Source organism: Kribbella endophytica (assembly GCF_054781295.1).
Window position 1 is genome coordinate 2,747,937 of the sequence record NZ_BAAGUR010000001.1, and the last position, 26,680, is coordinate 2,774,616.

The following is a 26,680-nucleotide window of genomic DNA, read 5'->3' on the forward strand; positions in this document are numbered from 1 at the left end:
TTCAAGAATAAACTAACCGTCCCAACAGCGGCAAGGCCGCAGAAGATTCCCTTTACAGGTACTGCCCGACCAGCCGCGTGCTCTGCTCCTGCCAGTACGACGGAACGTCGGCCGGCAGCAGCTCGGCCAGCTGCGCGTGGTCCGGCTCCGCGATCCCGGCGATCCGCTCGGCCTGCCGGGCGACCGTCGCCTCGAACACGCTGCGCGCCTCCCGCCCGTTGCCGAACCCGTACTGACCTCGCAGCGGTCCGAGCAGCCGCCCGACGCGTTCCGCTACGCCGTCCCCGAGCGTGAACCCGGCGTCCTCGGCGAGCCCGCGGAAGATCCCCACCAACTCGTCGGCCGAGTAGTCGCCGAACCGCAGTGTGACCGGGAACCGTGAGCGCAGCCCGCTGTTGGCGTCCAGCAGCGTCTTCATCTCCCGCGAGTAGCCCGCGAGCACCACCACCAGGTCGGTCCGGTGCAGCTCGATCTGCTGAACCAGCGTCGCGATCGCCTCCGCGCTGAACGCGGTGCTGTCGGCCAGCGCGTACGCCTCGTCGATGAACAGCACGCCGCCGATCGCGCTCTCGACCACCTTGCGGACCTTCGGCGCGGTCTGTCCGACGTACTGCGCGATCAGGTCGCCGCGGCTGACCTCGACCAGCTGCCCGCTGCCGAGCAGGCCCAGGTCCCGGTAGATCTCCGCGACCAGTCGCGCGACCGTCGTCTTGCCGGTGCCGGGGTTGCCGACGAAGACCATGTGCCGGGACTGCTCGACCGGCTTCATCCCGGCCTTCGCCCGCAGCACCTCGGCCTCCGCCTCGGCGGTCAGCCGGTGGACGGCGTCCTTGACCTCGCGCAGGCCGACCAGTCGGTCGAGCTGCTCCAAGGCGGAGTGGTTCGTCGCCTGCACCCCGACGCCCTCGCTCGCGAGCAGGGGTAGGTCCTCGGCGAGCAGCTCGCGAACCTGTTCCGGCGCGGGGTCGGCCAGCGCCGCGATGCGGACCGCTTGCCGGACCGAGATCTGCTCCAGCAGCGAGCGTGCCGCCCGGGCGTTCCCGAAACCGATTGCCCTAGGCAACCGCTTCAGCGGCAACGGGATCCGGTCGGCGGCGTCGTCGGCGAGCACGTAGCCCGCCGTACCGGCCAAGGTCCGGAAGAGCGTGAGCAGCTCGGCGTCGGTGTAGTCGGGGAAGTTCAGCACCCGCTGCACCCGCGACCGCAGCGCGGGGTGACTGTCCAGCAACTCGGTGATCGCGTCCGGGTAGCTCGCCAGTACGACGACCAGGTCGTCGCGCTGCTCGTCCATCGCCTGGACCAGCGACGACAGCGCCTCCGGCTGCTTGGCCAGCCGGTGCACCTCGTCGACGTACAGCAGGCCGCCGACCGCGCGGGCGACGGCGCTCCGGATGTTGGCCGCCGCCTGACCGATGCCGCCGGCAAGGATCTCCGCGCGACCGATGGCCACGACGTGCCCGGAGGTGAGCCGACCGTGGTGCCGGTACGCCGTCGCGAGGTGACGCGCGACGGTCGACTTGCCCGTCCCCGGACGGCCGACGAACAGCAACGGCCGGGTCCGCCGGGTGATCGTCATCCCCGCCTCGGCCCGGAGGCCGGCGACCTTCGCCTCGGCGACCAGTTCGCCGATCTGCTCCTTCACCGCCGTCAACCCGACCATCCCGGCCAGCTCGCCCATCGGATCCGGGCCGGCGGCCGTGATCGTGTGGTGCCGGGCCGCGGCCCGCAGGTCGTACAGGGTGCGCAGGTTGCGCAGGAACCGCGTCGGCAGACGCAGCTGGTCTGAAGGACTCGGCCACTTCGGCAGTCCCTTCAGACATCCGCCCACGAGGTAGGCCGCAGCCACCCAGCGCCGGACCGGATGCGCTGCACCAGCCTCGCAGGCCCGCGCCATCCAGCCTTCCCGGCGGCGGATCCACGCCGCCCGGTCGTGCCGCTTGGTCAGCTCGTCGAAGTGCTCCTGGACCTCCGCCGTGCTCACCCCGGCGAACAGCAGCCCGGCCGGTACGTCGGTCCGCTCGACCTGGTGCAGCAGCTCGGCCAGGTGCAGCTCGAACGACTGCTCCCGCTCGGGAGTGATCGCGGAAATCTCGGCGTACGCCGCGCGCAGCCGGGTGATGCCCCAGATCAGCAGCTCCAGCGGGTTCGCCGACTGCTCCGGCAGCACCTCGAACGCCTCGTCGCCGGCGCACAGTTCGCTGCGCCACAGCTCCTTCAGCTCGGCGTACGGCAGCTCGCGGTGCGCGCGGAGCAGATCGGAATCCTCGGCGACGCGGTCGAAGAGCGTGGCCAGCAGCGTCCGCCGAGGCTCCAGCGGCTCGACGCCGCGGAACAGTTCGAGCACCTGGCGGGAGAACCCGACCAGCCGCTCCCGCAGTTCGGGGGTGTCGCTCAGGTCCCGGAACCAGAGGCCCGGCAGCTCGAACCGGGTCCGGTACAGCCAGTCGTCGTACTGGTACGGCTTGAACGGCGTGGTCCGGAACTCCTCCATCAGGTACGCCGTGAGGTTCGCACCCGGTCCGCTGGCGACGCTCATCGGTGGGTACATCCGCGCGGTCACGTCCTGGAAGAACGAGGCCAGGATCGGCGCGTCCTCGCGCAGGTGCGCCAGCTTGAACTCACCGGTCAGGGTCAACCGTTCGAACGCCGGGTCCCGGACCAGTTCGACGGCCCGTGCCCTGGTCTCCTCGAGCCAGCCGTCCGGGAACGGCCAGGGCGCGCTGGGCCCGAACACGTGCAGGTACGGGCGGTCGTCGCTGAGCAGGATCCGCAGGTCTTCGGGCAGGTCGGCCATGCGCCCGAGACTAGGGCGCGGCCGTGTCAGCCGAGGGGTGCGACGGGGTCTGCCCGAGGGGTGCGACGGGGTCTGCCCGAGGGGTGCGACGGGGTCTGCCCGAGGGCGCGGCCGGGTGGCCGCGCCCTGGGTCGTCAGGCGCCGACGAGGTCCTTCTCGGCCGGCTTCTCGACCTCGTCCACGCGCAGGGACTCGCCCTCGATGTCGACCTTCGGGGTGATCTTGTCGAGCCACTTCGGGAACCACCAGGCGCGGTCGCCGAGCAGCGAGAGCACCGCCGGGACGATCGTCATCCGGACCACGAAGGCGTCGATCAGGACGCCGACGGTCAGGCCGAAGCCGATCGTCTTGATGATCGGATCGTGCACCAGGATGAAGCCCGCGAACACCGCCGCCATGATCAGCGCGGCCGCGGTCACCACGCGGGCGCCGTGCCCGACACCGGCGATGGTCGCCTCGGTGGCGTGCTTGCCGTGCACGAACTCCTCGCGGACCCGGGACACGATGAACACCTCGTAGTCCATCGCCAGGCCGAACAGGATGCCCATCATGATGATCGGCAGGAAGCTGACCAGCGGCCCGGGCGAGTCCACCCCGAACAGCGCCGCACCCCAGCCGAGCTGGAAGACGCCGACGGTGATGCCGAACGTCGCGCCGATCGTCAGCAGGAAGCCCAGCGTCGCCTTCAGCGGGACGAGGATCGACCGGAACGCCAGCAGGAGCAGCAGGAACGACAGCCCGATCACGACCAGCAGGTACGTCGGGAGCGCGTCGGTCAGCTTCTGCGAGACGTCGACCCCGATCGCCGTGTTGCCGGTGATCGAGATGTCGGCGCCGTTGGTCGACAGCGGCTTGAGCGTGTCCCGCAGGTCACCGACCAGGTCGGCGGTCTGCTCGCTCGCCGGGCCGCTGGCCGGGATCACGCTGATCAGCCGGGTCGCGCCGTCCTCGCTCGCCGGGCCCGGCTGCGCCGCGACGATGTCCTTGAGGCCCTTCGTTGCCCCGAGCACCTGACCGACGAGCGCCTCGGACTGCTGGGCGTTCGGCGTCTTCACGACGACCACGAGCGGGCCGTTCGAGCCCGGACCGAACGCGGCCGCGGACAGGTCGTACGCAATGCGCTGGTTCGAGCTCTCCGGCGCGGTCGCGCCGTCCGGCATCGCCAGCCGCATGTCCTGGACCGGCAGCGCCATCGCGCCGAGCCCGAGGATGCCCAGGGCAACGATCGGGACGCGGAAGCGGGTCACCAGGCGGGCCCAGCGGAAGCCGAAGCCTTCCTTGGCCGCAACCGGTTCGGCCGCGTGGGCGCCGTGGTTGCGCAGCTTGCGTGGCAGGACGCGGTTGCCGACGAAGCCGAGCATCGCCGGAAGCAGCGTCAGGGCCACCAGTACGGCGGTCAGTACGGTCGCGGCCGCGGCGAGACCCATCGCGGTGAGGAACGGAACCCCGACCAGGCTCAGCCCGGCCAGTGCGATCACGACGGTCGCGCCGGCGAACAGTACGGCGGAACCGGCGGTCGCCGTCGCGCGGGCGACCGATTCCTCCGGGTCCATGCCCTCGGCAAGCTGCGAGCGGTGCCGGGAGCTGATGAACAACGCGTAGTCGATGCCGACGGCCAGGCCGAGCATGAGCGCGAGGATCGGAGCGGTCGAGGAGACCTCGGTGAACGCGGTGACCAGGAAGAGCCCGGCCATTCCGGCCAGTACGCCGATGAGTGCCGTCAGCAACGTCATGCCCGCGGCGACCAGTGAGCCGAAGGTGATCACCAGGATGACGGCCGCGATCGCGACACCGATGATCTCGGTGCTGCCGATCTCCGGCGGCCCACCGACCACGGCGCCACCCGGGACGACCTGCAGGTCACCGGAGCTGAGTGCGTTCAACCCGTCGTACGCCGTGGTGCTCTCCTTGGAGAGCTGGTCGGCGGACTTGGTGAACGAGACCTGGATGAGGCCGGTGGAACCGTCCTGGCTGATCGCCTTCGCCGTGTACGGGTCGACGGCGCCCGCGACCTCGGGGACCTTGGCCACCTTCGCGACGGTGACGCCGACCGCGGCCTTGACCTGCGGATCCATCAACGTCTTGCCGGCCGGAGCCTTGACCACGACACTGGCCGACGCCCCACTCGCGGCCGGCATGTCCTTGGCCAGCGCGTCGAGCGCGCGCTGCGACTCGGTGCCCGGGATCGAGAACGTGTTCGCGGTCTGGCCGCCCAGGGTCAGCGCGCCGACCCCGAGCAGGACCAGCACGAAGGTCCAGATCGCGGCCACGAGCCGCCGGCGTTGGTAGGAGAACCGGCCGAGCCGGTACAGGAGATTGGCCATCAGTCGCTACATCCGTTTCGGTTCGGCAGGGGAGTCAGGCGGGGCGGCCGGGGGATCGAGGCGGGGCGGCCATGGGATTCAGGTGGACGGTCAAGGGATTCAGGCGGGGCGGCCGGGGGATCGAGGCGGGCGTTCGAGGGATTCAGGCGGGGCGGCCGTGGGTTCTCACGCGGGTGGTTCGGCGGTCTCAGGTGGGGCGGGTCGGTGGTCTCAGCAGGCGGCGGAGCGCGGTGTTGCAGAGCTCGAGCAGCTCGGTGTCGGAGCGCTCGCCGGGGTGCCGGCACTCGCCGAGCAGACCGTTGATGGCGAACTTGGCGACGTCGAGCTCCAGCTGGTCGTGGCTCTGGCCGGCCATGATCTCGGTCAGCCGGATGCCCTCGCTGATCAGCTCGGCGAACTCGGGCATCTCGTCGATCGTCGGGAGGATGTCCGACAGCACGGCGATCAGCCCGCGCGCGCCGACCGCCAGCTCGCTGAACCGCACGATCGCGAGCTCCTGCGCCTCGTCGGCGGGGAGCTGCTCGGCCTCGGCGATGACCTCTTTGAGGGCGTGCTTGGACGGTTCGAGCGCGGCGGCGAGGACGGCGGCCTTGCCGTTGAAGTGGTAAAGCACGGTCGCCTTCGAACAGCCGGCCGCGGTCGCGATGTCCTGCAGCGAGGTCGCGCTGTACCCCTTGCGCGCGAACAGCGCGACAGCCTGCTGCTCGATCTCCCGCCGGGTGCGCTCGCGGGCGGGGGTGCTCTCTGCCATGTCAACCAGCTTGCCTGACCGATCGGCCAGTTTTCAACCGATCGGTCAGGCTGTGTGGTTCAACTCACGTGATGTGCGCCTGTTGTTGGCGGGCGGAGGCGCGCGGGGCTGGGGTTGTTGGTCGGGTGCGGGAGGTGCGGGGCTGAGGGCGAGGCAAGCTCGCAGACGTGCGCTGGGGTGAGGATTCGCGAGCCTCTGGGCAGGTGGGCCTGAGAACAGCTGTGCGGGGGACGGGGGTCGGTACTTGCTGTGGCAGATGTGTTCGGAGGTGGTGCTTGTGGCGGGAGGCGTGGGGCGGAGGTGGTGGACGTGGGCAGGAGGCGTGCGGCGGGGGCGATGGGCGGATGCAGACCTGCCATGCCTTTCAAGTAGTTGCCACCGACGTGGTGCTGGGTAGCGCGTGGGCGGGGAGCGTGGGGCGGAGGTGGTGGATGTGGACCTGCCGTGCCTTTCAAGTAGTTGCCACCGACTTGGTGCTGGATAGAGCGCGGGTGTGGGCGGGAGGCGTCGGGCGGAGGTGGCGGATGTGGACCTGCCGTGCCTTTCAAGTAGTTGCCACCGATGGGGTGCTGGGTAGCGCGTAGGTGTGGGTGGGGGGCGTGGCAGACTCCTGTGTTGTGACGGCTCAGGTTTTGGATGGCAAGGCGACGGCGGCGGCGATCAAGGACGAGCTGAAGGTGCGGGTGGCCAAGCTTGCGGAGCAGGGCGTCGTGCCGGGGCTCGGGACGATCCTGGTGGGCGACGACCCGGGGAGCCGGGCGTACGTCGCGGGCAAGCACCGGGACTGTGCTGCGGTGGGGATCTCCTCGATCGAGATCGAGCTGCCGGCCGACACCACGCAGGACGAGATCGCCGCGAAGGTCCGCGAGCTGAACGAGAACCCGGCCTGTACCGGCTTCATCGTGCAACTGCCGCTGCCCAAGCACGTCGACACCAACGAGATCCTCGGCCTGATCGACCCGCTGAAGGACGCCGACGGCCTGCACCCGTTCAGCCTCGGCAAGCTGGTCCTCGGCCAGGAAGGCCCACTGCCCTGTACGCCGAAGGGCTGCGTCGAGATCCTCCGCCGGTACGACGTACCGATCGCCGGCGCGCACGTGGTCGTCGTCGGCCGTGGCGTCACCGCCGGGCGCCCGATGGGGCTGCTGTTCACCCGCAAGTCCGAGAACGCGACCGTCACCCAGTGCCACACCGGCACCAAGGACCTCGCCTCGGTGGTCCGCACCGGCGACATCGTGATCGCCGCTGCCGGCTCGGCCGGCCTGATCACCGCCGACATGGTGAAGCCGGGCGCCGTACTCCTCGACGTCGGCACCAGCCGCAGCGCCGAAGGCAAGATCGTCGGCGACATCGCCCCCGCAGCCCGCGAGGCCGCCGCCTGGATCGCCCCCATGCCCGGCGGCATCGGCCCCATGACCCGAGCCATGCTCCTCACCAACGTCGTAGAAGCCGCCGAAGCAACCACCGGCTCCGCCGCATGACCACCCCCACCCCGGGCACCCCCGCTTTCACCCCGGGCATCCCCACCCCTCACGCCGGCGCGGCGAGCTGATGGCGGCCGCGACCGAGCAGCGGCGGAGCGAGTGGCCGCTGGCTATCTGCGTCCTCGCCGGCCTCGCCGGGTTGATCATTTTGACGTTCTACAACTGGCGGAACGGCATTCTCACCTTCTCCGGCAGCGTTCTGCTCGCCGGGCTGCTGCGGCTCGTGCTCAACGACGACCAGGCCGGTCTGCTGCATGTCCGCAGCCGGATGTTCGACACCGCGCTCCTGCTCGGCGCGGGCGCAGCCATCCTCGTGCTCGGCCTGATCGTCCCGAACGGCTGACCGAACGGGCACCCTCCAAAACCTGCGGCATCTTTTCTCTCCACTCACGCGTCGTACCCGTGTGGTCACCGTCCGGTGACGGAGGGGAGAGCGGGAGATGGAGCGCAGGAAGAGATGGTTGACAGCGGCAACCGGCGTACTGGCCGGAGCGCTCGCTATCACTGCGGTGCAAGGGCCAGGAGCGCAAGCTCAGCGGCAGGAGCCTGACCCAGGAGCGTTGCCGTCGGCTACGAGTCAGCCGGCGAAGAAGCAGGTCGTCACGCTGGTCACCGGCGACCGAGTCGTGGTGAACGGCAAGCACGTCTCGGTCGACCCCGGTCCAGGCCGGGACAAGGTGGTCTTCAAGCTGCAGCGGTCGCACGGCCGGCTGTCGGTGCTTCCGCTCGACGTCAGCTCGGCGGTGACGTCGGGCAAGCTCGACCGGCGGTTGTTCGACGTGTCCGGCCTGCTGGAGATGGGGTACGACGACCAGGGGTCCACGACAATCCCGCTGATCGTCTCCACCAAGGGTCGTTCAGCCACCAACCCCTTGCCGGGAGCAACGAAAACCAAGGACCTGCCGGCGATCGGCGCCACCGCCCTAACGGTCGACAAGAAGACCACCGGGCAGTTCCTCCGCCAGGTCACCGGCCAGACCCGCGACGCCGCCGGCATCGACCACGTCTGGCTGGACGCCAAGCGCAAAGTGCTGCTGGACAAGTCCGTCCCGCAGATCGGCGCACCGAAGGCCTGGCAGGCCGGCTTCACCGGCAAGGGCGTCAAGGTCGCGATCCTCGACACCGGCATCGACCCGAACCACCCCGATTTCAAGGGCCGGATCGGCGCCACCAAGAACTTCACCGCCGACCCCGCGGGCGACCAGTTCGGCCACGGCACGCACGTCGCGTCGACGGTCGCGGGTTCCGGGGCGGCGTCGGGCGGCAAGTACAAGGGCGTCGCGCCGGACGCGACGCTGCTCGACGGCAAGGTCTGCGACGGCGGTGGTAGCTGCTCGGACTCGGCGATGCTCGCCGGCCTGCAGTGGGCCGCGGTCGAGCAGAAGGCCAAGGTCGTCAACTTCAGCATCGGCGGCCCGGACACCCCGGAGCTCGACCCGATCGAGGCCGCGATCAACAAGCTCACCGCGCGGACCGGAACCCTCTTCGTCGTTGCTGCTGGCAACGAAGGTCCGGGCGACGGCACGATCGCGTCCCCGGGCAGCGCGGACGCCGCGCTGACCGTCGGCGCGGTCGACAAGTCCGACCAGCTCGCGGAGTTCTCCAGTCGCGGCCCGCGGGTCGGCGACGGCGGACTGAAGCCCGACGTCACCGGTCCCGGCGTGGACATCGTCGCCGCCCGGGCCAAGGACGCTGACATCGGCGACCCGGTCGGTACGTCGTACATGATGCTGTCCGGTACGTCGATGGCGACGCCGCACGTCGCAGGCACGGCCGCGCTACTGGCGCAGCAGCACCCGACCTGGAAGGCCAACGAGCTCAAGCCAATGGTGATGGGATCGGCGAAGGTCATCGCCGGCCAGACTGTCTACCAGCAAGGCGCCGGCCGGGTCGACGCGGGCAAGGCGATCACCCAGTTGCTGACGGCAACGCCGGGCAGCATCTCGTTCGGCAAGGCGCTCTGGCCGCACACCGACGATAAGCCGGTCGCCAAGCCGGTTACCTTCCGCAACCTCGGCAAGGCGGCCGTCACGCTTCAGCTGCAGCTCACCGCGACCGGCCCGGACGGCAAGCCGGCGCCGGCGACCGCGTTCAAGCTGGCCGCGCAGAGCGTCACCGTCCCCGCGGGCGGCACGGCGTCGGTCACGGTCACCTCAGACACTCGGCACCAGGGCGCGGACGGCCAGTACGTCGGCCGCCTGGTCGCCACCGGTGGGGGCACCAGCCTGGGTGTCCCGTTGGCCGTCGAGAAGGAGGTCGAGAGCTACGACGTCACTGTCAAGCACCTCGGCCCGGACGGCAAGGGCACCGACGTGAACTACACGACGTTGCTCGGCATCACCGGCGACCAGTTCGTCGAGGTCCGGACCGATGCCCAGGGCACGGCGAAGCTGCGGCTGCCGAAGGGCGAGTACTTCGTCGACGGCAACCTGATGGACGCCAAGGAGCGCGTGTACCAGCTGATCTGGCCGAAGCTCGTGGTCGACCGGGCGACGACGGTCGCGGTCGACGCCCGCAAGGCCGGGCCGGTCCGGATGACGCTGCCGAGATCGGACGCACGACTGGCGCGGGTCGAGATCGGCTTCGAGCGCCTGATCGGCGAGTGGGTGCAGGCCAACTCCACCTTCGCGGCCGCGCTCGACCAGGTCTTCGTCGGTTCGATGGGCCCGTCGGTGTCCGCCGACGAGATGAGGTCGTTCGTCGCTTCGCGCTGGGGTGTGCCCGGTAAGAGCGGCGACTTCCGCAACACGCCGTACACGTACAACCTGCTGCAGGGCCGGACCGGGAGCTACTACACCGGTTACCAACGGACCGTGCGGGACTACGAGCTCGCGAAGGTGTCGACGCTCTACACCGCGGACCACCCGGGCCAGCAGGTCTTCGACGAGCGGTTCGGGATCCTGCCGGGGATGCACATGAGCGCCTCCGGCTGGCCCATCCCGTACAGCGTGCCGAGCCGGGTCACCCACCTGCTCGACGCCAAGGGCGTCACCTGGGCGGCTCAGGTCAACACGTTCGTCGAGGACGGCGACTACTACACCTTCCCGGTGTCGTACTCGTTCACCGACAAGACGTTCCGCTCCGGTGCCTCGTACGGCGAACGCTGGGGCGCCGCGGCCGCGACGATGGACGTCGCCGGCGGCGGGGTCTACCGCGAGGGCAACGTGATGGACCTGTTCCTGTTCCCGAACGGCGACGGGGACGGCCACGACGGGATGTCGGACGAGTTCGTGGCGAGCGGCACCAAGCTGTTCCGCGACGGCAAGCTGTACGACGAGTCGCCGGTGCCGGGGCAGCTCTACCTGGAGGATCTGCCGGCCGGCAAGGCGTCGTACCGGCTGGAGATCGTGCAGAACCGGCCGATGCTGCAGCTGGCGAACCGGATGCAAGGCGTCTGGACGTTCAGCGCGCAGGACACCGGTGAGGCCAAGGTCCTGCTGCCGTTGAAGGCGGTGCGGTTCACGCCACGGGTGGACGAGCGGAACGCGGTGAAGCGGCTGCCGATCAGCGTGCTGGACCTCGCGGTCACGACTGCGCCGGGGGCGAAGGCGTCGCCGACCAAGTCGGTCGTCGTACAGGTCTCGGGTGACGCGGGGAAGACCTGGCAGCGGGCGAGTGTGCTGCCGGCCGGGAAGGGCAAGTACAAGGCGGTCTTCACGACGCCGGCCGGTCAGCTGGTCTCGCTGAAGTCCGTCGTCGTCGATCAGGACGGCAGCACGGCGACTCAGACCGTGGTCAACGCGTACCGGTTGCGGTAAACGAACAAAGGCCCCCGGGGAGAAACTCCCCGGGGGCCTTTCACGTTCTGGATCAGCCGATCAGGCCGAGCGCCTTGACCGCGTCGCGCTCCTCGCCGAGCTCGGCGGTGCTGGCGTCGATCCGGCCGCGGGAGAAGTCGTTGACGTCCAGGCCCTGGACGATCTCCCAGTTGCCGTCCTTGGTGGTCACCGGGAACGACGAGATCAGGCCCTCCGGTACGCCGTACGAACCGTCGGACACGACCGCCATCGACAGCCAGTCGCCGTCGGCCGAACCGCGCAGCCAGTCGCGGGTGTGGTCGATCGTCGCGGCCGCGGCCGAGGCCGCCGACGAGGCGCCGCGGGCCTCGATGATCGCCGCGCCGCGCTTCTGCACGGTCGGGATGAAGTCGTTCTCCAGCCAGGCCTGGTCGTTGACGACCTCGGCCGCGTTCTTGCCGCCGACCTCGGCGTGGAAGATGTCCGGGTACTGCGTGGCGCTGTGGTTGCCCCAGATCGTCAGCTTCTTCAGGTCCGTCACGTGCGTGCCGGTCTTCTGGGCCAGCTGCGCCAGCGCGCGGTTGTGGTCCAGACGGGTCAGCGCGGAGAAGCGCTCGGCCGGGATGTCCGGCGCGTTCGACTTCGCGATCAGCGCGTTGGTGTTGGCCGGGTTGCCGGTGACGGTGATCCGGATGTCGTCGGCGGCGTGGTCGTTCAGCGCCTTGCCCTGGCCGGTGAAGATCGCACCGTTGGCCTCGAGCAGGTCGCCGCGCTCCATGCCCTTGGTCCGCGGGCGGGCGCCGACCAGCAGGGCGACGTTCGCGCCGTCGAAGATGACGTTCGGGTCGTCGCCGATCTCGACGCCGGCCAGCGTCGGGAACGCGCTGTCGTCGAGCTCCATCACGACCCCCTCCAGCGCCTTCAGCGCCGGGGTGATCTCCAGCAGCCGCAGCTCGACCGGGGTGTCCGGGCCCAGCAGTGCACCGCTCGCGATCCGGAACAGCAGGCTGTAACCGATCTGACCGGCGGCGCCGGTGACGGCCACCTTCACGGGGGTAGTGCTCACGACACGCTCCTTGGGAACTCGACTGGCTGTACTTCGGACGCTAGCAACCCGCACGCCCGCTGGCGACGGTGGGGCCGGTGATTCCTGCCACCTCCGGTACGCGATCGTTCACCGGGGCGGCCGGACTCCCCACCTCCCGATGGGAGGATGGCCCGATGGAGCGCACAGTCGGGTCCGGGACGGCGACCGTCGAGGCCGTGGCCGACGGGACGTACGTCGTACGGGTGGACGGCTCCCTGCAGTCGCAGGTGGATCTGGCCGACCCCACTCATCTCTCCTTCGAGTACGTGCGCCGGATCGGCGACGTCGTGGACGCGGTAGCCGCCCGCAAGCAGCCGATCTCCGTGCTGCACGTCGGCGGCGCCGGGCTCTCGCTCGCGCGGTACGTCGCGGTGACACGCCCGCGCTCGCGGCAGATCGTGCTCGAGCCGGACGAGGACCTGACCGAGTTCGTCCGCGAAGCGCTGCCGTTGCCGAAGCGCTCCGGGATCAAGGTCCGCCCGGAGACCGGCCGGGCGGGGATCAGCGGCGTGTACGAGGACTCCGTCGACCTGCTGATCGTCGACGCGTTCGTCCGCGAGGCCGTCCCGGAGAACCTCGTCACCCGCGAGTTCGCCGCCGAGTGCGCACGCGTTCTGCGCCCGGGCGGCGTTCTGGTCCACAACCTCATCGACGGCTCCGCAGGCCTGGCCTTCGTACGGCGAGTAGCCGCGACCGCCCGCGAAGCCTTCGGCGGCGGCGTCGTACTCGCCGAGCGGAAGGTCCTCCGCGGCAAGTCCTTCGGCAACGTCGTCCTGGTCGCATCGCGGCAGCCGGTCCCCGACCTGACGGCCGCGGGACGTCGCGCGCAACCGCCGTACGAGGTGATGCCGCTGGCCGAGCTCGCCGGAAAGGCCGACCCGCTCACCGACGGCGAAACCTTCGTCTCGCCGGCCGCGCCCTCGGGGACCTTCGGCTAACTGAACAATTCGGCGTCAGCTTTGAAGTCCCAGGGCCCCGGCGCCGATTAGGGTGTGGCGCGTGGCCGACGTCCGAGTTTCCGCGCTGACCTACTACCCCGTGAAGGGTCTGGCGGGTGTCTCCGCCGACCGCGCCGAGATCGGCGCCACCGGGCTGAAGCACGATCGCAGCTTCATGCTGGTCGGCCCGGACGGGTCCTTCTACAGCCAGCGCAGCCTGCCCGCGATGGCGCCGCTGCGGGTCGAGGTGCTCGACGGCGACGGGCTGCGACTGTCCGACGGATCGACCACCTTGGACATCGAGGTCGCGTACGACGGGAAGCGGCGCGACGTCAGCCTGTTCGCCAAGTGGTTCGGCGCCGGCGTGGTGCAGGACCCGGCGGCCGACGCCTGGTTCACCGAACGCCTCGGCAAGCCGGCCTCGCTGGTCCGCGTGACGCCCGAGCACGAGCGGCCGGGATGGGGTGTGCACGGCGGGCAGACCGGCTTCGGTGACGCGCACGCGCTGCTGATCACGTCGCTGGCCTCGCTCGATGAGCTGAACGCGCGGATCGTGGAGTCCGGCGGTGACCCGATCCCGATGAACCGCTTCCGCCCGAACCTCGTTGTCTCCGGCTGGTCCGAGCCGCACACCGAGGATCGGGTGATGCGGGCAACCGCCGGCTCGCTGGAGCTCGGGTACGCCGCCCGCGCGATCCGCTGCGCGGTGCCGACGGTGGACCAGGCGACCGGTCGCAAGAGCGGCCCGGAACCGACGCGGACGCTGGCCAAGTACCGGCGCGAACCGTCGTACGGCGGTGGGGTCAGCTTCGGGATGAAGGCCGCGGTGCTGACGCCCGGGGTGGTCGCGGTCGGCGACTCTTTCGCCGTGGCGGAATGGCTGCCCGAAGGTCCCGATCCCGCACCTCTGACTCGGTAGTCTCGTCGCACCGATGACCTGGGAGGTCACTGTGCGACGGATCGTCTGCGTGCTCGGACTCGCGCTCGCCACCGCGGCGGGAGCGCTCGCCTCGCCTGCTGTTGCTTCGGGCAACGCTCTGTCTGTTGCGCAGAGCAACGAACCGGTCGTTGCCTCGGGCGGCAAAGCTGCCGGGCGTGACCTGAGTGCCGGGCGGACGCCCGGGCAGGCGGCGTACGACGTACGGCTTGCTGCTGATGCGAGCGGGGTGACGTGGACCGGGCGGGAGAAGATCTCGTTCACCAATACGGGTGACACGCCGCTGCGCGAGGTGTATCTCCGGCTCTGGGGCAACGCGTGGGACGGCTGCAAATCGCCGGTCAAGGTCAGCCGCTTCGACGGCGGGACCGCGGCGACGCCGACGGTGAACTGCACCGCCGTGAAGGTCGCTCTGAAGAAGCCGCTGCGACCCGGCCAGCGTGGCTCGGTCGCCTTCGATATCACGATGACGGCGCCGGCGCGGGGCGAGCAGTTCGGCCGCTCGGGCACGTACAGCTTCTTCGGCAACGCCCTTCCGGTGCTGGCGGTCCGCGACCAAGCCGGCTGGCACCTCGAGCCCGATGTCGGCATCGGCGAGAGCTACTACACGCTCGCCGCCGACTTCACCGTCCGGCTCGACCACCCGGCTGGGCTGGTGGTCCCCGCTACCGGCACGGTCACTACGTCACGTCGTACGACGACCATCTCGAAAGCCAAGCAGGTAAGGGACTTCGCCTGGGCTGTCGGCCCCTTCAAGCAGGCGGTCATCAAGTCGCCCGGCGGCGTCACCATCCGCACCTCGTGGACGAACGTCGTCACGCCTTTCGCGATCAAGGACGCGCAGACCCGCGCCGCCGCCGCGCTCGAGGACTTCGGCCGCCGCTTCGGCAAGTACCCGTACGGCGAGGTCGACCTGGTGCTGAACGACAACTGGGAGTCCTTCTACGGCATGGAGTACCCCGGCTTCGTCCTGCTGATCGCCCCACCGAACGAGGAGGGCCCGGTCGTCCACGAGCTCGCCCACCAGTGGTTCTACGGCATCGTCGGCAACAACGAGTACGCCGACCCGTGGCTGGACGAGTCGTTCGCCGTCTACGCGTCGTACATCCACACCGGTGACAACCAGCCCGACTGCTGGCCCGGCCAGCTGGACCACCTGATCACCAACAACATGGGCTACTGGCAACAAACGCCCGGTTGGTCGGCGTACGTCTACTCGTACGGCGGCTGCATGCTCCACGACCTGGAACGCACGCTGGGCACGAAGCCGATGGCCAAGATGCTGAAGTCGTACACGGCGGCCCACTGGTACGGCGTAGCCACGCCCCAGGCTTTCAAAGCCGCCGCCCAAGCCGCGACCACCAAGGACCTCACCCAGTTCTGGAAAGACCACGCGATCGGCTAGTCCCAGCTGAGCCGGCCGTTCTCGAGCTGCGGCCGGTACTCGGTGGAGTCGCCCGACTGGTACGTCCACTGCACCGGCCGCCCGAGCACGAACGCATCCGCGACCTGCGACAACATCACCGCTGTGCTCGGCCAGATCGGTCCGCTGCTGCCGTCGGTCGCGTCGAGCGCGTCGACACAACCGTGCAATTCGCCGTCGCGGAGGTCCACGAAGAGGTCGACGTCGGTGCCCGACGCGGCCAGCGGCAGGAACGTGTCGAGCCACACGAACGAGTACGAGCCGGCCGGTTGGTCGTCGCTCTCGTGCGGCATGTCCCTGTAGACGCTGCGCATCATCCGGTGGCGAGTGAGCATGGCCTCGCAGGTCAGCGGGGTGAAGAAGTATGGCAGCAGGTTGCCGAAATCCGTCACGACCCGCATGCCGTTGCTGAGGTTCAGCCAGACCAGCACATCGGGCGGCAGCGGGCGACCGACAGCTTTGCTGATCGCATCCAGAGCTGCCGGTGAAGCGGGCGGCTGGAGTGCTTCGTAGGCGGCAGGCAGGTGCTGCTCGAGCCAGCCGGTGATGAGATTCCAGGACTCTTCGACGGTGCGTTCCACTGCCGCATTCTGCGGGCTTGGAGGGTCTGCGGCCCCGCAATCCGCGGTCTGGGGTCAGGGGCCGACGCCCACCACTGATCAACCTCGGCCGCTTGCGGTTCTTCGCGCTTGAAGCTGGCTCGATCGGGCCTGGATCTGGTGGTTGATCAGTGGTGGGCGTCGGCGTTCAGCGGTGTCGGGGGAAGGCGCTTGACGGCCGGGTTGTGCAGGCCCGGAGTGGCGAGTGCGCCTTTGACAGGTTATCTTGACGTCAAGAGAGATGTCTTGACGTCAAGATAGTGGAGGATCGCGTGCGGCGGATCAAGGTGGAGCGGCCGGTGGTCGAGCTCGACGGGGACGAGATGACGCGGATCATCTGGCGGTTCGTGAAGGAGCGGTTGATTCATCCGTACCTGGACGTGGAGCTCGAGTACTACGACCTCGGGATCGAGCACCGGGATGCGACGGGCGACCAGGTGACGGTGGATGCGGCGGAGGCGATCAAGCGGCACGGGGCGGGGGTGAAGTGCGCGACGATCACGCCGGACGAGGCGCGGGTCGAGGAGTTCGGACTGCAGCAGATGTGGGCCTCGCCGAACGGGACGATTCGCAACATCCTCGGGGGAGTGGTGTTCCGCGAGCCGATCATCCTCCGGAACGTGCCGCGGCTGGTGCCCGGGTGGACCAAGCCGATCGTGATCGGGCGGCACGCGCACGGGGACCAGTACAAGGCGACCAACTTCACCGTCCCCGGTGCCGGCGAGCTGACCATCACGTTCACGCCGGAGGACGGGTCCGAGCCGATCCAGCACGTCGTCGCGAACTACGGGCCGGACGGCGGGGTCGCGCTGGGCATGTACAACTTCACCAAGTCGATCGAGGACTTCGCGCGGGCGTCGTTCGCGTACGGGCTGAAGCGGGACTACCCGGTCTACCTGTCGACGAAGAACACGGTGCTGAAGGCGTACGACGGGCTGTTCAAGGACGTCTTCCAGGCGGTCTACGAGGCCGAGTTCCAGGACGAGTTCGTACGGCGTGGGCTGTCGTACGAGCACCGCCTGATCGACGACATGGTCGCGTCGGCGCTGAAGTGGGACGGCGGATACGTCTGGGCCTGCAAGAACTACGACGGCGACGTGCAGTCGGACACGGTCGCGCAGGGGTTCGGGTCGCTCGGGCTGATGACGTCGGTGCTGATGACGCCCGACGGTCGGACGGTCGAGGCCGAGGCGGCGCACGGAACGGTCACCCGCCACTACCGCCGCCACCAGCGCGGCGAGCCCACCTCCACGAACCCGATCGCGTCGATCTTCGCGTGGACGGGCGGCCTCAAGCACCGTGGTGTGTTGGACGGTACGCCGGAGGTCATCACCTTCGCCGAAACCCTCGAACAGGTCTGCGTCCAGACGGTCGAACAGGGCCAGATGACCAAGGATCTCGCCCGCCTGATCGGCCCGCACCAGGACTGGCTGACCACCGAACAGTTCCTCGCCGCATTGGACGAAAATCTCCAGAAGCAGGTCAGCCAGCAGTAGCCCACCCAGCCTGGGGATCCGGGAGGGGGGAGGGGGCGCGCCGCCCCGGGCCTTCGCTTCGCTCGGCTAGAGCAGGGCGATCAAGGTGTACAGCGCGGGGGCGCTGAACATGATGAGGAGCAGCCAGGCCACCATGCGGTGGCCTGGTTTGGCTCGGTCCAGCGACGAGGCGAAGGCCAGGACGGCGCCTTCCTCGGTGTGGCGGCTGAGGCCCATGCGTTTGGCTTCGCCGGGGCGGTTGTCCGGGCGTTCGTCGGCCAGCGCGTCGGGTGGGATCCCGAACAACGCAGGCCGGGCCGGATCGAGATCGTCGCGCTCCCCGGACATCCGGCCTCCCACGGATCGGTGGAGGCTCAAGCTAACCCCGAGAACGTTGTCGGCTCAAGCACCTTCCACCATGTTCTCACCTAGTCGAAGTCGACGACCCAGGCATAGCGGGTTTTCTCGCTGCAGATCAGCGGGCACAGGCCGATCTTGCGGGTGGAGTCGCCCTGACCAACCCCGAGCTCGGTGTGTCCGCAGTTGAAGAGGGTTCCTGAGCTCTCGGTCTTCAGTTTGTCGAAGGCGTCCTTCGCGTTCATCCCATCGCCGCCGACGGCAGCAGATGACGAGCCGGTGCCGCTGACGTCACCGCTGGAGGCTCGACTCTCGGCGTCGCTTTCGGCGCCGTTGTCGAGGTTGGTGTCCTTCTGCAGCGGTGCACAGCCACGTTCCTGGCGAGCGCTGTCGATGTAGCTGAACAGTTCCCGCTCAGCGTCGTCCTGGTTGCCATAGTCCTTCGGCGGCTCCGGCGTGGTCGGGTCAGCAGTCGGCGTCCGGGTCGGGGTCTTCGTCGGCCGCGGGTTCTGGGTCTCGCTACTGGGCGGCGGCGTGGTCGTCGTACCGGACGTCGGCGTGTCGGTCGGGCGACCGGTCGGCCCGTCCGTCGGCGTGACCGTGGGATCCGGCGTACCAGACGTCTTGCCCGGCGTCGGCGTCACGCCCGGCGTCGTCGGGGTCTGACCCGGCGTCGGCGGCGTGGACGGTACGGCGGTGGGCGGCGCGTCCGTGGTCTCGACCACGGGATCGGTCGACGCCGTGATGTACGTGTCGTCGTCGCGGGTGACGTACGGGACGGACGCGTCGGCCTGGTCGCTCTGCGGCTGGTGCAGGAGGATCCAGGAGATCGGGGTGATCACCAGGATCACGGTTGCGATGGCGATCAGCGGACGGCGGACCCGCGACGGTTGCGGGGCGGCCCTTCTGCTGCGCCGGCGCCGAGCGGTGGCTCCGGGCTCTGACATTTACCTGCGTGTTCCCTTCACGGTCGCCCCCAGACGTGCCTCATTCGTCTCACCACGACGCCGTGAGGGGCGCCGAGCGAAGTGCAAGGACGGATCTACCCGCTGCGTTCACCGGCCAAGCGGCCGGCGGCTGTTGCTGTTCGACAAACTGCACCGGCCGCACAGTGGGACGGCGACAAAATATTGTCCTGACAAACTAGCGACAGCGTGTCGCGCTCGACAAGAACGCGAGCTCAGCTGCTGACCCGGCCGAAGTCCTGGACCCAGCTGCCCGGGCCCCACTCCGACTTGACCTGGCCGTCGTCGTACCCGATGCCGATCCGGTTGAACTTGCAGTTCAGGATGTTGGCCCGGTGCCCGTCGCTGTTCATCCAGGCGGAGAACACGCGCTGCGCGGTGCTGTAGCCGGCGGCGATGTTCTCGCCCCAGCCGTTGCCGTGGAACCCGGCCGCCGAGATCCGGTCACCCGGGTCCTGACCGTCGGGGTTGGTGTGGTCCATGTAGTGCCGGCGGACCATGTCCGACGCGTGCCGGCCGGCCGCCTCGACCAGGCTGTCGTCCAGCTGGAGCGGGCGGCAGCCCTGGTTGCGCCGGGCCTGGTTCGTCAGGTCCAGTACGTCCCGCTCGATCGAGCTGGTGCCGCCACCACCCGACGGAGGCGGCGGCGGGTCGTCCGGCGTCGTCTCGGTCGTCGTCGGCGGCCGCGGGGTCTTGGTGGTCGTCTTCGTGGTCGACGGCTTCGGCTTCACGGTCTGGCTGTCGAGCGTCGGCTTGCCGCTCGGCCCGACCGTCACGGTGACGACGCCGCCCGGCGCGGAGGTGACCACGGTGCTCGGCGCGTTGGTGGCCGTCGACGTGGTGGTCGACTCGGCCGAACCCAGCGCCGGCGTACCGGTCGGAGCGATCGTGGTGGTGACGCCGTTCGGCAGTGTCTTGGTGACGGTGACCAGCGGCTTGCCGGGCTTGCCCGGTGCGGAGGTGTCGTCGACGGCGGCGGGGCCGGCGTTGTCCTCGGAGACGTTCAGGACCTTGGTCTGCCCGTCGGCGACGTCCGAGCCGTCGCGGTGCGACATCAGGTAGACCACGGGTCCGATGGCCAGCAACACCGACAGTGCGCTCACGACCGGGCCGATCAGGCCTCGGCTGCGTTTGCGCGCTGCTCTTCTGCTCCGGTGTCGCCCAGGGGTTGGCGAGTCCGTCATGGGTGGGCGAATCCTCTTCGTTTTCGTTCGTACCGAGTCGTCCGTCGATCCCCGCGCGTAGCTCCAGGCCCCCCTGGTTACCGAACAGAGACCTTAACCGATCAGCAAGGCCACTGTTACAAGCGTTCGATCGGTCTTAACGCTCCCCGAAGATTCGGTCCCGACGCATGACTCAGCCGCCGAAATCCTGGACCCAGCTGCCGTTGCCCCAGTCGGACTTGACCTGGCCGCTGTCGTACCCGACGCCCATCATCGTGTAGCTGCAGTTGAGCATGTTCTTGCGGTGGCCCTCGCTGTTCATCCAGCCCTTCACCACGGCCGCCGCGGAGCTGTAGCCGACGGCGATGTTCTCGGCCATCGACCCGCCCTTGAACCCGGCCGTCTTCATCCGGTCGAACGGGCTGCGCCCGTCCTGGCTGTTGTGGTCGAAGTAGTGGTTGTCGACCATGTCGGCGGCGTGGTCCTCGGCCGCCCGGGCCAGCGCGCTGTTCGTGCGCAGCGGTCCGCAGCCGGCCTTCTGGCGCTCGTTGTTCGTGAGCTGCAGGACCTGGGTCTCCATCGTGCCGCCGGTCGGGGCCGGCTTGGTGGTGGTCGGCTTCGGCGTACTGGTGTGGCTCGGCGACGTCCTGGTCGGCTTGGGCGACGGCTTCGGCGTCCGCGTGGTGCCGCGGCTCGGTGCCGTGGTCGACCGGGTCGGCGTGGGCGTCGCGCTCGGCGTCTTCGACGGCGTCTTGCTGGGCGTCGGGGTCGGCGTCGCGCTCGGTGTCGGAGTTGGGGTCGGGGTCGCGTCGTCGACGGGCGGGGTGTCGGAGGTGACGACGGTCAACGGCTCGTCCTGGCTGGTGGGTGCGGCGTCCTTGCCGTCCCGGGTGAAGTACCACCCGCCACCCGCGACCAGCCCGAGGACGACGAGAGCCGCCAGCACAGGTCCGGCGACGCCACGTCGTTTCGCGCGCCGAGGACCTTGGTGGCCAGGGAATTCGTCGTACTGAGTGTTGGACACCCGAGGCAACGTAGCGGAGATCGCCAGCCCCGACGAGCCCTTGTGACGAAGGACGTTCAGGCTCTTACAGACCTTTGACGTACCGGCGTTCAGCCCTAGTCCACAATCTGAGGAACTAGCAGCGGGCGATCACGATGTCTGCGACGACCTTCCAGCCCAGGCTCCGGTAGAGCCGCAGGCCGTCGATCGACGCGATCAGGATGCCGCGTTTGGCGCCGTGCGCCGCGGCGGTCTCGACGAGCGACGCCATCACGGCGCTGCCGAGGCCGCGCCGCCGGTGCTGGGGATCCGTCTCGATCCGGTCCGCCACGGCGTCCTCGCCGACCACCGCCATCCGGCCGCTCGACACGACGCCGCCGTGCACGGTGGCACGGCACACGATCAGGTCGGACTCCAGCTCGGTGTGCAGGGCGTACCGGTCGTTCAGCTGCAGCGCCGGTTGCTCGGACAGCTGGATGGTCATCAGCCAGTCCTGCTCGCGCTGCACCTCCAGCCCGAGCTCCTCGAACTGGTCGACCCGGGCCTCACGGTCGTCGGTGGCCAGCGTGATCCAGCCGGCGCCCCGGCCACCACCGGCAGCCATCGCCAGCTCGGCCGCACGCTCGACCCGTTCCGGTTTGTCGTCCGCGTCGAGCACGACGTACTCCATGGCGCGGTTGTCCTCGCCCGCGCGCACGGTCAAGATCCCGTCGTTGTCGTCCTCGACCTTGGTCCAGCCCCTCGACACCGACCACCCCGCCTGCCAGCGGCGGACGAGCTCCTCACGATCTCTCACCTGTCGATTCAAGCAGTCCTGGCGCCGGACGGCGAGGGGAACTGGTGTCGCCAGTCGAACAAATCCCACTCACACTGTGGACGACTCGCTCAATCCGGCACGTTTTCCAAGAGTTTCCGGTAGTCAGGGTGCTCGGTCGCGAGCAGGTCGAAGCAGATCAGGTCCTCGTACCGTCCGTCGCGGCGCGGGCTCGCGGCCCGGGCCAGACCGGTACGGGTGAAACCGTTGACCTCGGCCACGTGTGCGGACGCGGCGTTCGGCGCGGCGGCGTACAGGACGAGCCGGCGCCGGCCGAGTCCGCCGTCGTCGAGCGGGGTGAACGCGTGCTTGATCGCGAGCCCGACCGCGGCCGACATCACGCCGCGGCCGCGCGCGTCCGGGTGACCCCAGTAGCCGATCTCGGCGATCGTCGGGTCGATCCGGTTGCGCAGGTCGAAGGCGCTGACGTTGCCGAGCAGGTCGTCGGTCTCCGGATCCGCGATCGCCCAGGAGACGCCGTCGCCGTTGGCGGCCAGTTCGGTCCGGCCTTCGATGAATCCGTGCGCGTCCTCCAGCCCGTACGGCGAGGGCAGGCCGGCCAGCCAGAGCTTCGTGCGCTCGTCGTTGCACGCGGCCATCACTCGCTCGGCGTCCTTCGCCTCGAGCGGGCGCAGGCGGACACCGTTGCCCTCGACCACCGGAATGGTCCACCAGTTGCCCTGCGGCTCGAGCTCGTCGTCGCGGGTGACCGACGCGACCCACTCGTTCCGTCGTACGCCGCGCTGCAGGCCCTCGTCCGGCATCGTCACCAGCGACCGGAAGCCGGCCTTCCACGCCACGCGCCGCGATCCCCAGTTGCCGACGTACGCGCGCCAGACCACCCGGTGCCAGCCGGACTGCTCGAACGCGTACCGGACCGCGAGCTTCACCGCGCGCGTCATCACGCCGTTGCCGCGGGCCCACGGTGAGACCGCGAACCCGATCTCGCCGACGCCGCCCTGGCGGTCGCGCAGGTCGACGGTCCCCGCGTAGCGGCCGTCGTACTCGATCGCCCAGGCGTACGTCGTGCCCTCGCGCCAGCCGGCCGGCACCAGCTCGGTCAGGAAGGAGACCGCGTGCTCCTGCAGGTACGGCACCGGGATCGTCGTCCAGCGCTGCATCTCCGGGTCCTGGCACGCGTCGTACGCCGGGCCGATGTCGGCCGTGGTGTGGGCGCGCAGGGTGACGGGGCCGTCGGTGAGCACGGGGACGTCGTCGGGGAATCGCATACCCGAAGCGTGACGCTCAGGACCGTTGATGGGCAACGGCATTTAGGGCAGGCCGCACGGAAATCAACAGTTTCCCACTGCGCCCGGGCGTCGCAGACCGTAGTCTGTGCGTGTGAACGCTGCCGGAAACGCCGAACCGACCCGCGGCCGGGGCGGTCAGCTGGCTGCCCAGCGGCAGGCCACGATCGTTGCCGAGGTCAACAGCCGGGGCGCGGTCACGGTCGCCGAGCTGGTCGATCGCTTCGGGGTCTCGGACATGACCATCCGCCGCGACCTGGACGCGCTGGACTCCAGCGGCCTGCTGCACAAGGTGCACGGCGGCGCGACGTCGGTCGGGTTGCGCAGCGCGCACGAGCCCGGGTTCGACGCGAAGCTGACGCAGGAGTCGGGCGCCAAGCAGGCGATCGCGGCCGAGGCCGCTCGTCGCGTTCGGCCGGACAGTGCGATCGGTATCGGAGCCGGTACGACGACGTACGCGCTCGCTCGTCAGCTGCTGCGCGTGGAGAACCTGACCGTCGTGACGAACTCGGCCCGCATCGCCGACGTCTTCCACGGCAACGGCCGCTCGGACCGGACCGTCGTACTGATCGGCGGCATCCGTACGCCGTCGGACGCGCTGGTGGGCCCGATCGCGACGGCTGCGCTGCAGTCGCTGCACCTCGACATGCTGTTCCTCGGCGCCCACGGCGTGGACGCCGAGCACGGCCTCAGCACCCCGAACCTGATGGAAGCCGAGACGAACCGGTCCTTCATCGCCGCCAGCCGCGAGGTCGTACTCGTAGCCGACCACACCAAGTGGGGCACAGTCGGCCTGAGTACCTTCGCCACCTGGAACGACCTAGACGTCGTAGTCACCGACACCGGCCTCACCCCCGCAGCCCGCAAATCCATGCGAGACACCGGCTGCGAACTGGTCCTGGCTGCCGGCTAGAGCTTGGCGGCGGTCACCTGAGTCGGGGCGCCTGGGCTGAGGTCCACTGCAATGCGGCCGGAGAGGCCGCACGGGCTGGGACCGCTGCGGCCGGAGAAAAGCAAGATGTGCCAGGGAGCGGAGCGGCGAAGCCCGCGATCGGTCCGCGCTGCGGCGAAGCAAGCGCGCCGCTGCGAAGCCCGCGACCGGTCCGCGCTGCGGCGAAGCAAGCGCGCCGCCGCGAAGCCAACCGCCGGCCCGCGCCGCAGCGAAGCAAGCTCAGCCCGCCCGCGCCGCGGCGAGGCCGCCGCGTCGCGCCACCCCGCGCCGCGGCGGAGCCGCAGGCGCTCCGGGCGAGCGTGCCCACCCCCCACCCCCAGCACCAGCGGGGGGCGAGCTAGTGCAGCTTCGATGCTCCGGGGGATGGGGTTGCCGCGAGCGAGCTGGGTGCGCGGAAACCGTGCTCCTGGAAGGCCTTCTCGATGGCGGTGAAGGTTTCGTCGGCCTTCGCCGTTTCGACCAGGGCGATGATGCAGCCGCCGAAGCCGCCGCCGGTCATTCGGGCGCCGAGGGCGCCTGCGGCGAGGGCGGTGTCGACGGCTACGTCGAGTTCGGGGACGGTGATCTCGAAGTCGTCGCGGAGTGAGGCGTGGGACGCGGTGAACAGGGGGCCGACATCGCGCAGGCGGCCGGCGTGCATGAGTGCGACCGCGTCTTCGACCCGTCGGATCTCGGTCACCACGTGTCGCACCCGGCGCCGGTCGACGTCCTCGGGGAGCTTCGCCAGTGCGGCGTCCAGTTCCTCGAAGGCGATCGAGCGCAGTGCCGGTACGCCGAGAAGCTCGGCGGCCTTCTCGCAGCTCTTGCGACGCGCGGCGTACTCGCCGTCGACGTGCCGGTGCGGCGCCTTCACGTCGATCACCAGCAGCGTGAGCCCGTCGGCCTCGGGGTCGAACGGGATCTGCGTCGTCGACATCGCGCGGATGTCGAAGTACAGCGCGTGCCCGGCCGTGCAGCACATCGACGCCATCTGGTCCATCAGCCCGACCGGCGCCCCGACGTACTGGTTCTCGGCCTTCTGCGCCAGCCGCGCGACCTCGGCCGGGTCGACCTCGATACCGCGCAGGCCGAGCAGCGCGACGCCGGTCGCGCAGAGCAGCGCCGCCGACGACGAGAGGCCGGCGCCGGTCGGCAGGTCGGAGTCGACGAAGAGGTTCGCCCCGCCGATCGCGTAGCCGGACTCGCGCAGGATCCACGCCATGCCCGCCGGGTACGTCGCCCAGTCGGTGACCGATCCCGGCGCGAGCGAGTCGAGGGCGAACTCGATGATCGCGTCCTGACCGTTCGACGAGACCGCGACGATGCCGTCCTCACGCGCCGACGCGGTGACCGAGATCTGGTTCGGCAGCGCGATCGGCAGTACCAGACCGTCGTTGTAGTCAGTGTGCTCGCCGATCAGGTTGACCCGACCGGGAGCCCGCCAAGCGCCGTCCGGCGTCGTACCGAAGATCTCCTCGAAGGTGCTCATGCGCCGACCTTACGAAGCATCTCGGCGACGTCCTCGGGGCGGGTGTCCGAGATGAAGGCACCCATGCCCGACTCCGAGCCGGCCAGGTACTTGATCTTGTCCGCGGCCCGCCGGATCGACAGCAGCTCGAGGTGCAGGTACCCCAGTTCGCGGTCGACGCGGACCGGAGCGGCGTGCCAGGCGGCGATGTAGGGCAGGCGGTCGTCGTACAGGCCGTCGAAGCGACGCAGTACGTCGAGGTACAGCTGCACGAAGTCGTCGCGCTCGGTCTCGGTCAGCTCGCTGATGTCGGCGACCTGCCGGTGCGGGTAGAGGTGGACCTCGACCGGCCAGCGGGCGGCCTCCGGGACGAAGGCCGTCCACGTCTCGTTCTCCGCGACGATGCGCGTGCCGTCCTTGCGCTCGGCGGCCAGGATGTCGGCGAACAGATTCCCGCCGGTCGCCTCGAAGTGCTCGCGGGCGCGCGCCATCAGCGTGCGGATCCGCGGTGGGAGGAACGGGTAGGCGTAGATCTGGCCGTGCGGGTGGCTCAGCGTGACGCCGATCTCGCGACCGCGGTTCTCGAACGGGAAGACGTACTCGACGTCCGGCCGGGCGCTCAGCTCGGCGACCCGGTCGGCCCACGCCTCGACGACGAGGCGGGCCTGGCCCTGGGATAGGTCGGTGAACGACTTGGTGTGGTCGCTGGTGAAGCAGACGACCTCGGTCCGGCCGGGACCGGCGAACGAGGGGAACCGGTTCGCGAAGACGGCCACGTTGTAGTCGTGGTCGGGGATCTCGGTCGGGTTGTCCGGCGTACTGGCGTCCAGCGGGCACTGGTCGGCCGGCGGCAGGTACGTCCGCGTGTTGCGGTGGGTCGCGAAGGTGATCACGTCGCCGGTGAGCGGATCGGTGCGCAGGTCGACCTGCGGCTTCGGTGCGGCCAGGCCGCGGGTGTCGGCCAGCGGGACCCGCACGGGAGCGTCCGCCGGGTCGTAGTAGATGAGGTCCCGGCCGTCGGACAGCTTGGTGTCTGTCCGTCGCGCGCCACGCGTCGTCATACGAATGATCATAAACCAACAGAATTGAACATGCATCGTGAGACCCGGCGCCGCTACTCTTGATCGATGGACGTCGCCCTACTTCCGCGTCCTCTCCCGCTGGCCCGGAGAGGACGCTAGGA

At 69.6% G+C, this 26,680-nt stretch carries 21 protein-coding genes; 8 read left to right on the forward strand and 13 right to left on the reverse strand.

Annotated features, from left to right (window positions below):
* Window positions 1-52: 52 nt before the first annotated feature.
* The 3 genes from ACYVIO_RS13150 to ACYVIO_RS13160 form a co-directional block, all read right to left on the reverse strand.
* Window positions 53-2,794: an AAA family ATPase gene (locus ACYVIO_RS13150; RefSeq protein WP_460650995.1), complete on the reverse strand. Its 2,742-nt coding sequence runs from the start codon at window positions 2,792-2,794 to the stop codon at window positions 53-55.
* A gap of 134 nt (window positions 2,795-2,928) precedes the next feature.
* Window positions 2,929-5,118 carry an MMPL family transporter gene (locus ACYVIO_RS13155; RefSeq protein WP_460650996.1) on the reverse strand — a complete coding sequence of 730 codons (2,190 nt, stop codon included), beginning with the start codon at window positions 5,116-5,118 and terminating at the stop codon, window positions 2,929-2,931.
* 187 nt (window positions 5,119-5,305) lie between these two features.
* A complete protein-coding gene (locus tag ACYVIO_RS13160; protein ID WP_460650997.1) occupies window positions 5,306-5,869 on the reverse strand; it encodes a TetR/AcrR family transcriptional regulator in 564 nt (187 codons plus the stop codon).
* A 617-nt stretch (window positions 5,870-6,486) separates the two neighbouring features.
* On the opposite strand from ACYVIO_RS13160, the gene ACYVIO_RS13165 reads away from it, so the two are divergent.
* From ACYVIO_RS13165 to ACYVIO_RS13175, 3 genes are all read left to right on the forward strand, one after another.
* Window positions 6,487-7,350, forward strand: a complete 864-nt coding sequence (locus tag ACYVIO_RS13165; protein ID WP_460650998.1) for a bifunctional methylenetetrahydrofolate dehydrogenase/methenyltetrahydrofolate cyclohydrolase — start codon at window positions 6,487-6,489, stop codon at window positions 7,348-7,350.
* Window positions 7,351-7,420: 70 nt separating this feature from the next.
* The gene (locus ACYVIO_RS13170) at window positions 7,421-7,696 is read left to right on the forward strand and encodes a DUF3017 domain-containing protein (protein ID WP_460650999.1); all 276 of its coding nucleotides are present in this window, start codon (window positions 7,421-7,423) and stop codon (window positions 7,694-7,696) included.
* 217 nt (window positions 7,697-7,913) lie between these two features.
* Window positions 7,914-11,111: a S8 family peptidase gene (locus tag ACYVIO_RS13175; protein ID WP_460651000.1), complete on the forward strand. Its 3,198-nt coding sequence runs from the start codon at window positions 7,914-7,916 to the stop codon at window positions 11,109-11,111.
* A 52-nt stretch (window positions 11,112-11,163) separates the two neighbouring features.
* Here the strand turns inward: ACYVIO_RS13175 and ACYVIO_RS13180 are convergent, their stop codons facing one another.
* The gene (locus ACYVIO_RS13180; RefSeq protein ID WP_460651001.1) at window positions 11,164-12,156 is read right to left on the reverse strand and encodes a malate dehydrogenase; all 993 of its coding nucleotides are present in this window, start codon (window positions 12,154-12,156) and stop codon (window positions 11,164-11,166) included.
* Between the two features lie 155 nt (window positions 12,157-12,311).
* On the opposite strand from ACYVIO_RS13180, the gene ACYVIO_RS13185 reads away from it, so the two are divergent.
* From ACYVIO_RS13185 to ACYVIO_RS13195, 3 genes are all read left to right on the forward strand, one after another.
* Complete coding sequence (locus tag ACYVIO_RS13185; protein WP_460651002.1) at window positions 12,312-13,115, forward strand: spermidine synthase; 804 nt, start codon at window positions 12,312-12,314, stop codon at window positions 13,113-13,115.
* A 61-nt stretch (window positions 13,116-13,176) separates the two neighbouring features.
* On the forward strand, window positions 13,177-14,034 hold the full coding sequence (locus tag ACYVIO_RS13190; protein ID WP_460651003.1) for an MOSC domain-containing protein: 858 nt from the start codon (window positions 13,177-13,179) through the stop codon (window positions 14,032-14,034).
* 13 nt (window positions 14,035-14,047) lie between these two features.
* Complete coding sequence (locus ACYVIO_RS13195; RefSeq protein ID WP_460651004.1) at window positions 14,048-15,457, forward strand: M1 family metallopeptidase; 1,410 nt, start codon at window positions 14,048-14,050, stop codon at window positions 15,455-15,457.
* Here the strand turns inward: ACYVIO_RS13195 and ACYVIO_RS13200 are convergent.
* Window positions 15,454-16,056: an SMI1/KNR4 family protein gene (locus ACYVIO_RS13200; protein WP_460651005.1), complete on the reverse strand. Its 603-nt coding sequence runs from the start codon at window positions 16,054-16,056 to the stop codon at window positions 15,454-15,456. The genes ACYVIO_RS13195 and ACYVIO_RS13200 overlap by 4 nt on opposite strands.
* Before the next feature lie 290 nt (window positions 16,057-16,346).
* Here ACYVIO_RS13200 and ACYVIO_RS13205 point away from each other — a divergent pair, with 290 nt between their 5' ends.
* Window positions 16,347-17,570 carry an NADP-dependent isocitrate dehydrogenase gene (locus ACYVIO_RS13205; RefSeq protein WP_460651006.1) on the forward strand — a complete coding sequence of 408 codons (1,224 nt, stop codon included), beginning with the start codon at window positions 16,347-16,349 and terminating at the stop codon, window positions 17,568-17,570.
* 66 nt (window positions 17,571-17,636) lie between these two features.
* Here ACYVIO_RS13205 and ACYVIO_RS13210 read toward each other — a convergent pair whose 3' ends face one another.
* The 6 genes from ACYVIO_RS13210 to ACYVIO_RS13235 form a co-directional block, all read right to left on the reverse strand.
* The gene (locus ACYVIO_RS13210) at window positions 17,637-17,897 is read right to left on the reverse strand and encodes a hypothetical protein (protein WP_460651007.1); all 261 of its coding nucleotides are present in this window, start codon (window positions 17,895-17,897) and stop codon (window positions 17,637-17,639) included.
* Window positions 17,898-17,977: 80 nt separating this feature from the next.
* Complete coding sequence (locus tag ACYVIO_RS13215; protein WP_460651008.1) at window positions 17,978-18,853, reverse strand: CAP domain-containing protein; 876 nt, start codon at window positions 18,851-18,853, stop codon at window positions 17,978-17,980.
* Between the two features lie 233 nt (window positions 18,854-19,086).
* Window positions 19,087-20,055 carry a CAP domain-containing protein gene (locus ACYVIO_RS13220; protein WP_460651009.1) on the reverse strand — a complete coding sequence of 323 codons (969 nt, stop codon included), beginning with the start codon at window positions 20,053-20,055 and terminating at the stop codon, window positions 19,087-19,089.
* A gap of 172 nt (window positions 20,056-20,227) precedes the next feature.
* Entirely contained in the window at window positions 20,228-21,058 is an 831-nt protein-coding gene (locus ACYVIO_RS13225; protein ID WP_460651010.1) for a CAP domain-containing protein, read from the reverse strand.
* 115 nt (window positions 21,059-21,173) lie between these two features.
* A complete protein-coding gene (locus ACYVIO_RS13230; protein ID WP_184803413.1) occupies window positions 21,174-21,833 on the reverse strand; it encodes a GNAT family N-acetyltransferase in 660 nt (219 codons plus the stop codon).
* An 89-nt stretch (window positions 21,834-21,922) separates the two neighbouring features.
* Entirely contained in the window at window positions 21,923-23,080 is a 1,158-nt protein-coding gene (locus ACYVIO_RS13235) for a GNAT family N-acetyltransferase (protein WP_460651011.1), read from the reverse strand.
* Window positions 23,081-23,192: 112 nt separating this feature from the next.
* Between ACYVIO_RS13235 and ACYVIO_RS13240 the strand changes: the two genes are divergently transcribed.
* Window positions 23,193-24,011 carry a DeoR/GlpR family DNA-binding transcription regulator gene (locus ACYVIO_RS13240; protein WP_460651012.1) on the forward strand — a complete coding sequence of 273 codons (819 nt, stop codon included), beginning with the start codon at window positions 23,193-23,195 and terminating at the stop codon, window positions 24,009-24,011.
* Window positions 24,012-24,387: 376 nt separating this feature from the next.
* Here ACYVIO_RS13240 and galK read toward each other — a convergent pair whose 3' ends face one another.
* Both galK and galT read right to left on the reverse strand, forming a co-directional pair.
* A complete protein-coding gene (galK, locus tag ACYVIO_RS13245) occupies window positions 24,388-25,518 on the reverse strand; it encodes a galactokinase (protein ID WP_460651013.1) in 1,131 nt (376 codons plus the stop codon).
* On the reverse strand, window positions 25,515-26,558 hold the full coding sequence (gene galT, locus ACYVIO_RS13250) for a galactose-1-phosphate uridylyltransferase (RefSeq protein WP_460651014.1): 1,044 nt from the start codon (window positions 26,556-26,558) through the stop codon (window positions 25,515-25,517). The genes galK and galT overlap by 4 nt, the downstream gene beginning before the upstream one ends.
* Window positions 26,559-26,680 lie beyond the last annotated feature (122 nt).

Bases quoted from the DNA above. Each gene is read 5' to 3' on its own strand.
- ACYVIO_RS13150 (WP_460650995.1), bottom strand. From the start codon at position 2,794: ATGGCCGACCTGCCCGAAGACCTGCGGATCCTGCTCAGCGACGACCGC.
- ACYVIO_RS13155 (WP_460650996.1), bottom strand. From the start codon at position 5,118: ATGGCCAATCTCCTGTACCGGCTCGGCCGGTTCTCCTACCAACGCCGG.
- ACYVIO_RS13160 (WP_460650997.1), bottom strand. From the start codon at position 5,869: ATGGCAGAGAGCACCCCCGCCCGCGAGCGCACCCGGCGGGAGATCGAG.
- ACYVIO_RS13170 (WP_460650999.1), top strand. From the start codon at position 7,421: ATGGCGGCCGCGACCGAGCAGCGGCGGAGCGAGTGGCCGCTGGCTATC.
- ACYVIO_RS13185 (WP_460651002.1), top strand. From the start codon at position 12,312: ATGGAGCGCACAGTCGGGTCCGGGACGGCGACCGTCGAGGCCGTGGCC.
- ACYVIO_RS13195 (WP_460651004.1), top strand. From the start codon at position 14,048: ATGACCTGGGAGGTCACTGTGCGACGGATCGTCTGCGTGCTCGGACTC.
- ACYVIO_RS13210 (WP_460651007.1), bottom strand. From the start codon at position 17,897: ATGTCCGGGGAGCGCGACGATCTCGATCCGGCCCGGCCTGCGTTGTTC.
- ACYVIO_RS13215 (WP_460651008.1), bottom strand. From the start codon at position 18,853: ATGTCAGAGCCCGGAGCCACCGCTCGGCGCCGGCGCAGCAGAAGGGCC.
- ACYVIO_RS13220 (WP_460651009.1), bottom strand. From the start codon at position 20,055: ATGACGGACTCGCCAACCCCTGGGCGACACCGGAGCAGAAGAGCAGCG.
- ACYVIO_RS13235 (WP_460651011.1), bottom strand. From the start codon at position 23,080: ATGCGATTCCCCGACGACGTCCCCGTGCTCACCGACGGCCCCGTCACC.
- galK (WP_460651013.1), bottom strand. From the start codon at position 25,518: ATGAGCACCTTCGAGGAGATCTTCGGTACGACGCCGGACGGCGCTTGG.
- galT (WP_460651014.1), bottom strand. From the start codon at position 26,558: ATGACGACGCGTGGCGCGCGACGGACAGACACCAAGCTGTCCGACGGC.